This is a genomic window from Paenibacillus sp. J22R98, assembly GCF_059383835.1.
In genome coordinates this window covers 326778-338622 of record NZ_JBXENW010000008.1, presented here as the reverse complement: position 1 = coordinate 338622, position 11845 = coordinate 326778, and the positions used below count along the sequence as shown (strand labels likewise).

General features: G+C 51.0%; 7 protein-coding genes. All 7 read left to right on the top strand.

The features are described 5' to 3' along the window. The first annotated feature begins 561 nt into the window (after nt 1-561). The 7 genes from AC50Y3_RS22510 to AC50Y3_RS22480 all read left to right on the top strand — a co-directional run bounded on the left by AC50Y3_RS22510 (nt 562) and on the right by AC50Y3_RS22480 (nt 11826). The gene (locus AC50Y3_RS22510) at nt 562-1413 is read left to right on the top strand and encodes a helix-turn-helix transcriptional regulator (RefSeq protein WP_494820961.1); all 852 of its coding nucleotides are present in this window, start codon (nt 562-564) and stop codon (nt 1411-1413) included. A 21-nt stretch (nt 1414-1434) separates the two neighbouring features. Then, complete coding sequence (locus AC50Y3_RS22505) at nt 1435-2442, top strand: Gfo/Idh/MocA family protein (protein ID WP_494820960.1); 1008 nt, start codon at nt 1435-1437, stop codon at nt 2440-2442. 37 nt (nt 2443-2479) lie between these two features. Continuing rightward, a complete protein-coding gene (locus tag AC50Y3_RS22500; protein ID WP_494820959.1) occupies nt 2480-5275 on the top strand; it encodes an alpha-L-rhamnosidase-related protein in 2796 nt (931 codons plus the stop codon). Nucleotides 5276-5782: 507 nt separating this feature from the next. Then, the gene (locus AC50Y3_RS22495; protein ID WP_494820958.1) at nt 5783-7513 is read left to right on the top strand and encodes a sensor histidine kinase; all 1731 of its coding nucleotides are present in this window, start codon (nt 5783-5785) and stop codon (nt 7511-7513) included. A 3-nt stretch (nt 7514-7516) separates the two neighbouring features. Beyond that, on the top strand, nt 7517-8899 hold the full coding sequence (locus AC50Y3_RS22490) for a response regulator transcription factor (RefSeq protein ID WP_494820957.1): 1383 nt from the start codon (nt 7517-7519) through the stop codon (nt 8897-8899). A gap of 168 nt (nt 8900-9067) precedes the next feature. Continuing rightward, the gene (locus tag AC50Y3_RS22485; protein ID WP_494820956.1) at nt 9068-10819 is read left to right on the top strand and encodes an extracellular solute-binding protein; all 1752 of its coding nucleotides are present in this window, start codon (nt 9068-9070) and stop codon (nt 10817-10819) included. A gap of 113 nt (nt 10820-10932) precedes the next feature. Then, nucleotides 10933-11826 carry an ABC transporter permease gene (locus AC50Y3_RS22480; RefSeq protein WP_494820955.1) on the top strand — a complete coding sequence of 298 codons (894 nt, stop codon included), beginning with the start codon at nt 10933-10935 and terminating at the stop codon, nt 11824-11826. Nucleotides 11827-11845: the final 19 nt, after the last annotated feature.

Here is an 11845-nt window from a genome sequence, read left to right as displayed (position 1 = left end):
TTGAATAGATAAAGGAATTAATCTTACTGGGCGGCGCTCCGCTATTGATTATGATTCCTTACATCGATTTCCCATCAGCCTTAGCCAAGTAGAGGTTTGGCAGCTCAGAGTTGGATATGTACTCAAGCTAACGAACCGTGGAGATCTTATTTTAGCCAATTGGAGGAGTTTGAAATTCTAACGAATCGTACAGCCGTTATTTGGTGCCAAATGGCTTATTTTCGTGTCAATTTCACACAATAAGGCTCCTACGATTTGTTAGATTCAGAAAGAGGCTTATTTTGCGGGAATAAGGCCTGTAGGATTCGTAAGCGCCAAACCATGGTGGAACCTCGGGTGAATATCCCCCGAGCTCGTGGTGCTGGCACCAAGATTCGGGGGAGAACCTCCCCGAGCTCTTAGCGCTTGCTGCAAAACCAACCCTTCCGAGGTTTTGCATCACCAGTGGACGGAAATCCCCCACCATCAGACAGTTTTCCCTCACGAGGTCAACCAAGCTGTTTGTATAATAGAAGGACAACAGCCCATGCCTCATCTAGCGGGGCAGTGAGGAGTTTTACCATGAAGAACAATCATCCGTGGCTTCCGCTTATTGAGAAAGCTTCGCTTCATATGCTGGAGCATGATTTGCACAGACGAACCGAGCTGCGGCAAGTGAACCGCAAGCTTCCATTCTATATTGCTTCCTACATCAAAGAAGGCTCGTGCAGGCTGCATATCGCGGGCCGCGATTATTTTGCAGGACCCGGGGATGTCGTGTTGATTCCGCCTTACGAGCTGCATGACCATGTCAAAGACACGAACGAGGAAACGGAATTCCTCTGGTGGCATTTTACGCTGCAGGTTGCGGGTTGTATTGATGCCTTGCAGGCTTTTCGCTTCCCGGTTATTTTTCGATTGCCGAAGCCGGAGCAGTTCGAATCGGTGTTCCACGAATACAGCCGGATCGCGGGCGGGATGAGCTCGCTGTCGGACAGCCTGATGAAGAAGGCCAAGGCGCTTGAGCTTGTCGCCATTCTCATCGACGCGGCGATCCATCATCCGGATGTGCTGCTGAAAGCGGAGCATTCCGATCCGTTCATGAGCATCATGACGGAGCTGCTGGACAATCCGGAACGCCGGATCGATCTCGCGGAGCTTGGCAAACGCTATTATATGCATCCCACCTACATTGCGGAGCGCTTCAAGAAGCTCTTCGGCATTACGCCGACCAGGCTGCAGCTGCAGCTTCGACTTCGCAGAGCGAAGCAATTACTCGAAACCGAGAGCCGTCCGATTACGGAGATTGCGCGGTTGACCGGTTATGAGGACATTGACGATTTTTCACGCTTTTTCAAAAGCAAAACAGGCCTCTCCCCGCTCAAATACCGGACAAGCCGATTAGCTGGCGGAGTAGGCAGCCCATTCAACTAACCCATTGGAGGAAAACATAGCATGCTGAAATCAATTCGAGTTGGTATTGCAGGACTTGGCATGATGGGACAGAAACACGCACGCAATTTGCTGAACATCCCAGGCGTTGAAGTCACCGCGGTTTGCGGCACATCGCTTGAGAAAGCCGAAGCATTCCGTGAAGCGCACACAGGCGGCGCAGCTAACGCCTATGAGGATTTCAACACCATGCTGGAGAAGGAAACGCTTGATGCGGTATACATCTGCCTTCCGCCTTATGCGCATCAGGGTCAAGTTGAAGCGGCGGCGAGCAAAGGCATCGCGGTTTTCCTTGAGAAGCCGATCGCGCTGAATACCGAAATTGCCGAGCGCATGACTGCGGCTGTAGAGGGAGCGGGAGTCGTGTCGCAGGTTGGCTACCACAATCGCTTCGGCGCTGCGGTCAAAGAGTTGAAACGACTGATCGAGGACGGTACGGCCGGCATCCCAACGTTATTCGATGGCCGTTACGATTGCAACTCGCTGCATTCGTCTTGGTGGGGGGATCGCAATCTCTCAGGTGGACAGGTGTTCGAGCAGGTCATTCATACGTATGATCTGGCGATGTATTTCTTGGGTACGCCCGATAAAATCAGCGGCTTTACGGCGAATTTGAACCATCGCGAAGCGGAGGGCTATACGGTTGAGGATACAAGCGCAGCGGTTATTCGTTTCCGTTCCGGCGCGATGGCATCCATTACGGCTTCCAATTGCGCGGTACCGAATGAATGGAACTGCAGCTTCACGGTCATTTGCAGCAAATTGACAGCTTACTTCACAAGCGCGAACGATGCGGAATTCGTGTTTACGGGCGGATCCGAGAACGTACGTCAAACCTTCGCTTCCGATCTCGACGTTTATGAGGACGAAACGATTGCCTTCATTGCGGCATTGCGCGGAGAAGGACCGGAGGTATGCCCGATTCGCGAAGGGCTTCGCAGCCTGCGATTAGTCGAGAATGTGATGCAGTCAGCCGATGATGACGGCAGACAGATCGCTTACGTCGAATAAGAACGAACAATTATGGGGAAAAGGTGTGTGTGCACTCATGCAGGCAAAAGCGATTTGGTACGATGAGTCCGGACAAGGACGCAATCTCTATGCAAGGTTCAGACTGACGCTGGATTTGAGAAGCAAACCGGAGAATGCGATTCTCCATTTGTTCGCGGATACGACGTACCAGCTGTACATTAATGGTAAGTATGTCCGTTTGGGCTCGCTGCGATTCGATCCCCAGCACCCGGTGTACGATTCCCATGACCTGAGCGACTTACTTCATGAAGGTCGCAACGCGATCGCCGTGCAGGTCAATTACGTGGGGCACAAAACGTTCATCACGATGCTGTCGCAAGCCGGTTTCACGGCCTGGGGCGATGTTACGCTTGCAGGCGGCGAGCGAATCGATCTGGCAACAGGAAACGCAGCATGGAAAGCGTCCTCGGCGCCGGCTTATCGGTATGCGGCCAAATCGAGCCTGTTCTTGAAAGCGGGCGACCTCTATGATCAGCGTTTGGAGGAAACAAGCGACTGGAGCGGATTGGAGTTTGATGACAGCAGTTGGATCAGCGGCGGCGTAGAGCTCGCGAATCAACAAGCTTGGGGAGAGCCGGAGGCACGGGGGATCCCGTATATGTCCGGAGAGCCGGTTCCGGTAGAACGCGTGCTGCATCTGATGCCGCTTGAGACGCAGGAATTGCTCTGCTCATTCAGCGTGCCTATGCCGCATGTGAATGAAATCCATGAGCCGGAGCTGACCAGCCGTTTCATGGCGGTGAAGACTTGGATTTATTCACCGGAAGACGTCGTCATTACGATGGGACTGTTCTACCAGAACAGCTGGATCAACGGGGAGCCGATTGCCAAAGGACTGTACGCCGATGACAAAAGCATGCGTCTGAATCACCGCGTAAGTCTGCGCAAAGGGTGGAATGCTTATTTTGCCAAATGCGATTCGCTTCAAGATATGTATCACCATTACCTCGCACTGCCCGAAGGCTTCGGGTTAGTCGTATCCGCGGATCGTGATCCGGAAGGTACGGTGCAATTCCACCGTTCGCCGGTTGTCTCGCATGACCTGTACGCATCGGCGCTAAGCGGGCGCGAGCTGCCTTTTGCAATTGATGATGAGCTAGCTGACGTTGGCGGCTGGATTGAAGTCACTGTACATGAGCAAGGCGAAAGCCCGACGATGTCCACCGGCTGGGACACGTACGGCCATGCTTTTGAATCCATCGAAGTGGACCAATTGACCGATCGTGTCTTCTCCTTGGCTGACTATCCGAACGGCTTCTCGCTGCTGCTCGATTTGGGCCTGACTCGGCTTGTGCTTCCACGTGTTGTGCTTGAAGGTGCGGGCGGTGCAACGATTGACTTGACCTATGGCGAGCACTTGAACGCGGACGGCAAGCATTTGCGCCATTATCATTGGTATGGGCTTGGCGACAGAGCTTATGGGGACAAACGCCGCACGCAATTGGATTGGCGGTTAACGCAGCCGCGAGGCTTCCGTTATGTACAATTGACGGTACGGAATCCAAAGCAGGATGTGGTGCTGAGAGGATTGGAGCTTGCATCTGCAAGTTATCCGGTGGAGACAAAAGGAACCTTCCGCTGCTCCGACCCGCTGCTTGAGCAGATCTGGGAGATGGGCGTTCGGACAGAAACGGTTAACATGGAGGATGCCTATACGGATTGCGTGACGCGTGAGCGTGGGCAGTACATCCGCGATACCATTATCCAATACCATAACAATCTAGCGGTATTCGGTGATCAAGCGCTTATGAAGCGCAGCCTTCAGCTTATGGGGCAATCGCCGGATGCGACCGGTAAATTCAGAGCGGTTTATCCGAATACGGGCGACTATACGATATCGGATTTTGCACTAAACGCGCTGGAAGGTTTCTGGGCGTACTATGAACAAACCGGCGATGCCCAGCTGGTAGAGACGTACTGGAATGCTATCCAGCATAACTTGGCTTGGTTCCATGAGCTGGCTGATGAGCGGGAAGATCTGCTGCTCGACGCGGAGTGGGATGTGAAGCGCGGTATTAAAGCGCACTACGGCGGTTTCCATGGCGATCTTGCTATTGTGAAAGGGTACATGGACATCACGGGCATTCACTGTGTGTTCAGCTGTACGTATCTGATTGCGCTGCGTGCCGCGGCGAAGCTTACGGAAGCCATCGGCAGACATGAGGAAATCGGCGAGCTGGAGCGCAGGATTTCTACCCTTGAGCGAGCGATCCGGGATACGTTCTGGGATGAGGAGCGCGGCTGCTACAGCGATAATGAGCAGAAGCTGTCGCATTCGGCGCACGCGAGTTTGTTCGCTGCACGTGCCGGCGTGCTGACGGATGAGCAGCTGGAGCCGGTGCGCGCACATGTGCGCCGCGATCTCAAATCGCTGTTCGTGAATGGATACGGTCCGGAGGATGGCGTGTATGTATCGCCGAGCTTCTCCTTTTATATTTTCGAAGGGCTGTATTTGATTGGTCTGACGGACACGGCAGAGCGGATGATGCGTCAAGGCTGGGGCTGGTTCCTGCAGAAGGGGCTGAAGCAGACGCCGGAGTATTACGATCTGGGCCAAAGTCTATGCCACGCATGGTCTGCATGCCCGACGTACTTCATGTCCACGCACGTGCTTGGCATCCATCTGCCGACCATTGAGAAGCCGGATGAGGTTATCATTCATGTGCAGACGGCAGAGGTAACCGGGGCCGAAGGCGCTGTGCCGCACGCACTCGGACTGATCGAAGTGAAGTGGCATACGGACGAGAATGGAGCGCGCGTCTTCGACTATGTTCGCGTTCCGGAGGGCTTGAGAGCTACGATTGTGGAGTAATGCGTTGAATATGTGATTGAGAGTCATCTCCGTATCTCAATTAATCTCATTTCACCTCAGCCGGGAACGGCTGAGGTGTTTTCACGTGCTGAATAGTTTGAACAGAAATGAAATGCTGCTTGTTTGACGATTTGAACAGCGGGATCTCGGATAAAGGAGATGACGCTAACAAACCGTACAGGTCTTATTCGCCTCAAAACAGCTCCAAAAAAAATCTAACGAATCGTACAGGCCTTATTTGACGATTTAAGGGTAATTTGGAGTCGATTTTGCCCAAATAAGGCCCCCACGATTCGTTAGATTTTCATAGGTGGGAAATCTGACCAAATAAGGCTCCTACGATTCGTTAGCACATAAACCGTTACTCGTCGTCGGTCTCTACTAAAAATTCTCCCCCTCTTTCAAGCAAATTGTCTCATTCACATTTTGTCGTTTCAGGGTATGATAATAAGTTGGGAAGCTCTTTTTCCCATCTGGCGGGTGAAAGCAGAAGTGAGAGAGGGATGATTGCTTACGAAGACGGACTTCTTGCGGCTCAAAAACGTAACCTTCAAAAACAGAATCATAATTATCTTCCTAATTAGCAGCTTGACTCCGTTTATTTGTTTGGGGTTTATATCTTTCTATACGATTGATTCCATCATCAGCAACAAGGTAGAGAGCGCGCTTCAAAGCAATTTGAAGCAGGACTTGATGACGCTTGAGAATGCGATCAACAACTTAAACCATGTCTCTCAGCAGCTGGCTTACGGCGGCGGAACGAATAGGCTGCTCGAACAGCTCGCTGCGGAGCAAGAGCCGTATGAACGGCTGAAGCTCACGAATGATATCAAGACGGAGCTGAATGTCATCTCCTTCTCCAATCCGAATGTCGGCTTAATGATGTTTTACGACCCGGAGAAAGACACGCATGATTTCGAGAACTTCAGAGTTCGCGGAACCTTCGCGCCGAAGCAGCTCCCGGTACTGGCGGAATTCCCGGAGATTACGTACTATGGGCCTTATAAAAGCTACAATGGCTCTATTAATCAGTTTGTCTTCAGCATCATGAGGAAAGTGAATTTGCCGGATCAGAACATTTACTTATACATAGAGACAGGGCGAAGCGCCATTGAGTCGTTATTCGCCCCGCAGAATCGCAAAGAAAGCTCACGCCGCCTGCTCATTCTGGATGATCAGCGGCGGATTGCTTTCAGCGAAGTGCAGGATGCTTTTCCGGAGAACAGCGTGTTTCCGGCCTCCGATCAGGCATCCGGGTATCACGGCGATTATTTCTGGAATCGGGAGATCAGCAATCAAGGCTGGAGCATCGTCTCGGTTACGCCGGGGAATGAGCTGAATCAGGAACGGAACCGATGGTTATTTCAAATTACGGGCATTTTCCTAGCTTTCTTTGTAGGTGCCGTCTTCTTCTCCTGGCTGCTGTGGAAAATGGTATACCGGCCGCTGGATAAGTTTAATATGGAGATTAAATCCTTGATCCACTCCAATGTGAAGGAACATACGGAAGTAACGCATATTCCGGAATTCGATTATTTGCTCTATCAGACGCGAAGCATGAAGGGCAAGATATGGGCTTTATATGAAGAAATCGAATTGAAGGAGAAGCGAAGGGCGGATTTGGAGGTAGAGAAGCTGCTCTATCAGATCAATCCTCATTTCCTCATGAATACGCTCGATACCGTGCACTGGCTGGCCTTGATGAACGGACAGCACGAGATTGACAAGCTGGTGCTTTCCTTAAATAAATTGCTCTATTACAATCTCGGCAAAATGGGCGAGGTTTCAACGATCGGCGATGAGATTGACGCATTGAAGGAATATTTGCAGCTGCAGCAGATCCGCTATGATTTCCAATTTGATGTGGATCTGGACGTGGACGAGAAGGCGCTGACGATTCCATGCCCGCGGTTTCTCATGCAGCCATTAGTCGAAAATGCGCTCTATCATGGGGTAAGCGACGACGGTTACATCTATGTAGGCGTGCAATGGAATGAGCAAGCGCTGCAGATTACGATTCAGGATAATGGAGCGGGCATGCCGCAGGAAACGATCGATCGGCTGCTGGATGATGAGGCCAAAGACAGCCATAAGGTCGGCATGGGCATCGGCATGCGATATGTGAAGCGAATTTTGCAAGCCACTTACGGCGAGACGGCTATATTAGAAATCAGAAGCGAGATTGGGAAAGGGACGATTGTATCGCTCCGCCTTCCCATCTTAAGGAGTGGAGTATAACGGATGATTCGCGTATTGATCGTAGATGATGACAAGCTGGTACGCAAAGGTCTTGCTTCGGCCATGCCCTGGAAGGAGTTCGGGATGGAGGTCATAGGCGAGGCGAATAACGGCGAGAATGCGCTCAAATTCATGGAAGAGAGCAAAGTCGATCTGCTCATTACGGATTTGTCTATGCCTGTCATGTCCGGTATCGAGCTCATGAGAATCGTCCGGCAGCAATATCCGCATGTTCAAATTGTCGTGCTGACGCTCCATCAGGATTTCGAATATGTGCAGGAGGCGCTGAGGCTCGGAGCCATTGATTATATTGCCAAGGTGCAGCTGGAGAGGGAGCAATTCGAGGAAGTATTGGGCAGAATCAAAACACTGATGGAGCAAAAGGAAGGCTCCAAAGCGGCCTCTCTACCGGATGAGGAAGCGGAACAAGCCGATGAATGGTTTGTTCTGTACTCGCTGCATCCGCTGAACGAAGATTCCAAATCGTCGTCGTCGCCAACGGAGTATGCCCTCCCTGATCAGGCGGTCGAAGCGGAGGCCGGTGTCTGGTACTGGACCGGCAGCTTGCCGGTATCCTATCTGCCCGATCCCAATGCGGCACTGGTATGCTTTCAGAGCTTATCCGGGATAGACAAGAAGTCGGTGCTGCAGCTGATAAGAGGATATAGGAAGAGCGATTTGTTCTATGATTTCGACCCGGCGGAGTCTGTTCAATTCGTGAACGCTGTCGAGCTATTGCTTCGGGAGAAGGCGGACAGAAGCTTCGGAGTCGATCAGATAAAGGGGAAATGGCTATCTGCGGAATGGATCTATGAAGCCTCTGTATTCGAGTCGATGATGCAGGAGCTGAAGGGCTACAAGATGCCGCCGATTCGGCTGGCCCGTATCTTCTTCTCGCTGTCCGACGAATGGAACAGGCTGTATCAGCAGATTCTGTCTGAGCCGATCCTGATCGAGGATTTCTTCTCCAGCTGGTTCCGGTTCGAAGAATGGCTAACGGATGTACGCGACAGGATCAGCGCGGCTAATACCAAACCGCTGTTCTCGAAGGAAATTCAGAACAGCATCGTGAAAGCGATGAACCTGGCGCAGATGAACATCAGCGAGCCGATTGCGGCTGCCGATATCGCGCAGCAGGTCAACATGAGCAGCAGCTATTTCAGCCAATGCTTCAAGCAATATGTGGGCCAGACGTACTCGGACTATGTGCGAGATATTCGCATGGAGAGAGCCAAGGAGTATTTGCGAAACACGACCAAGACGATCCAGTGGATCGCGGAGCAGATCGGCTACAATGACGAGAAATATTTCAGCCGTTTATTCAGGGAGCAGGTGGGGGTTCTGCCAAGCGAGTTCCGGCAGCTCTCAGAGGGCCGCACCAAATAGGGTAGAATGCGTACGAAAGATGGGTAGACATTTTTCGTGCGCATTCTTTATTTTGCGAAGAATCGTCTACCTACTACGGAATAGCGCTCTAACTCGGGAAAATAAAGAGCCATGCTATATTGAATTTGTCAGAAACAAACAAACGAAATTTCCACGAGGGGGAGCAAGATGAGAAAGGGTATATTATCGACCATGGCTGTGCTGCTGGTAACGGCAAGTCTGGCCGCTTGCGGTAGCAACAACGACACCAATAACGGTACAGCGAGCAATAACAAGGCAGAGAACAGCAAGGAAACGGCGAATAACACCAGCAACGCACAGGCTGGTAATAATTCAGCCGCTAACACCGCAGCAGATGAAGTCATCGATCCTTTCGCGAAGTTCGCGGAGCCTACCGAGGTATCGATCGGCAGAGCGATTGACCCGAACTACAAGTTCGACGGTACGGATACGGCAGAAGACAATGTGTACACGCGTTGGTTGAAAGATAAATTCAACATCGTGGTCAAGCATACATGGGAAGCGGCTCAAGGTCCGGACTATCAACAGAAGGTCAGCCTGGCGATCTCCAGTAATGACCTGCCGGATGCGATGGTCGTCAATGAAACGCAGCTGAGACAAATGGTTAAAGCGGGCCAGCTGGCAGATCTGAACGAGGTTTATGACAAATACGCAAGTCCGGAATTGAAGGCGGTTTACGATTCCAACCCGGGGTTATTGGATGGCGTAACGTTTGACGGCAAACTATATGCCCTTCCGGAAACGACGCTTCCTTCTGCACCGCTGACTTGGATTCGGAAAGACTGGCTCGACAAGCTGGGCCTGCAGCCGCCAAAATCGCTGCAGGATTTGGAGAACATCGCCAAAGCCTTCATCGACAACAAGATGGGCGGAGACAAAACAGTCGGGATCGTGGGTACGCAGCAAGGCGGTACGCTCTACTCCACATTCCTGAACTCCACGGATCACTGGTATAATTTCTCTTCCTTATTCTTCGCTAACGATGCTTATCCTGGTATCTGGGTGAAAGACAAGGACGGTAATGCGGTTTACGGCTCCACTACGCCGGAGACGAAGCAAGCACTGGCGATGATGAAAGACTGGTACGCGAAGGGAATTCTGGATAAGGAGCTGGGTGTTCGCAAAAGCACGGCCGAAGTGGTTGCAGCCGGACAGACGGGCATTTTCTTCGGACCTTGGTGGTCTGCGTATAACAACATCCCGGATAACATTAAGAACGATCCGAAAGCGAACTGGAGACCGTATGCGGCGCCGCTTGATGCTGCAGGCAAATTCAACTCCAACCAAGCTACGGGAAGCAGCTATATCGTGGTAAGCAAAGGGGCTAAACACCCGGAAGCCATCGTGAAGATGACTTCGATTCATAAATGGGGCAAGGACGAGGAATTCAACAAGCTGACAGCAGGTAAGCAAATGACTTCGCAAGAGGTGCCGTTGTTCTTGATTCTTGGTGCAGGCGACCAGCTTGAGTATGCGGTAAATTCCCTGCGCAAACATCTGAAGGGCGAAATGAAGATTGAAGATTTCGACCAAGTGAACTATGGCTGGGCCTATGAAATGGCGAAGCACGTAGACGCGATCAAGAAAGAGCCTTTCGACAGCTATGATATCAGCACGTTCGACCAAGCAGCAGACCCTGGATTCTTCACGCATATCTATGCCCATCTGAACGGCGGTTCGACTTTCGTTGATGCGGATATCAATTGGGTACGAAGCATCGCGACGGCTCAAACGAAAACAATGGAATCCAGATGGACCAACCTCAAGAAAATGGAAGACGAAACCTTCCTCAAAATCATCATGGGCAGCGAAGATCTAAGTGCCTTCGATACGTTCGTGACGAAATGGAAGGATCAAGGCGGCGACAAAATCACGGAAGAGGTTAACGAGCTTAAATAGTTCGGAAGAAACGGCTGGCGCCAATCTGAAATGGCGCAGTAAGTCTCTTCCATAAACTGGTCAAGACGGGTACTCGCTACTCGTCTTGACTTCCTAATAAGGGGAAATCAAGGATGCAGACACACAAAGGATTCGCGAAACATTATTATCTCATGCTACTGCCCGGACTGGTTTGGTTGTTCTTCTATAATCTGTTTCCTATGTACGGCATCATGACGGCCTTTAAAGATTTTAATCCGGGCGTTGGTATTCTGAAGTCACCCTGGATCGGTTTGGAAAACTTTCAATATATGTTTGAGCTGGACGACAGTAAGATTATTTTCCGGAATACGATCTTCATTGCATTAGCCAAAATGGTCGGGAATCTCGTTGTTCCGCTGGCATTTGCGCTGATGCTGAATGAAGTGAAGAATAGAGTGTTTACCCGTGCGGTTCAGACCGTCGTGTATCTGCCGCATTTTCTATCCTGGGTCATTGTTGCCGGCATGATGCTGGATATTTTCTCTTACTCCGGTCCCGTGAATCAGATTTTAGCCGGTTTTGGACTTGAGAAGGGATTGTTCTTCGCAGATGCGCACATCTTCCCCGTTCTCATTGTAGGAAGTGACGTGTGGAAGGAATTCGGCTTTAATGCCATCATTTTCTTTGCTGCTTTAACGTCCATTAACCCCGAGATGTATGAGGCTGCCGCGATTGACGGAGCATCCCAGTGGAAACGATTGACCCGCATTACGCTCCCGAGCATTATACCGGTTGCTGTGCTTCTCGCGACTTTAAGCATGGGCAATATTCTAAATGCAGGCTTCGATCAAATCTTCAACTTATATAATCCAACGGTCTATTCTACCGGCGACATTATCGATACTTGGGTGTACCGGGCAGGACTCATTGATATGCAGTATGGCTTAGCAACGGCGGTGGGGCTCTTGAAATCGGTTGTCGGATTCGTCTTAATTGCCGTATCGTACAGCTTGGCTTACCGGTTTGCAAACTACCGAATTTTCTAAGGTAAAGGATGAAAGCATG

Bases quoted from the DNA above. Each gene is read 5' to 3' on its own strand.
- AC50Y3_RS22510 (WP_494820961.1), top strand. From the start codon at position 562: ATGAAGAACAATCATCCGTGGCTTCCGCTTATTGAGAAAGCTTCGCTT.
- AC50Y3_RS22505 (WP_494820960.1), top strand. From the start codon at position 1,435: ATGCTGAAATCAATTCGAGTTGGTATTGCAGGACTTGGCATGATGGGA.
- AC50Y3_RS22500 (WP_494820959.1), top strand. From the start codon at position 2,480: ATGCAGGCAAAAGCGATTTGGTACGATGAGTCCGGACAAGGACGCAAT.
- AC50Y3_RS22490 (WP_494820957.1), top strand. From the start codon at position 7,517: ATGATTCGCGTATTGATCGTAGATGATGACAAGCTGGTACGCAAAGGT.
- AC50Y3_RS22485 (WP_494820956.1), top strand. From the start codon at position 9,068: ATGAGAAAGGGTATATTATCGACCATGGCTGTGCTGCTGGTAACGGCA.
- AC50Y3_RS22480 (WP_494820955.1), top strand. From the start codon at position 10,933: ATGCAGACACACAAAGGATTCGCGAAACATTATTATCTCATGCTACTG.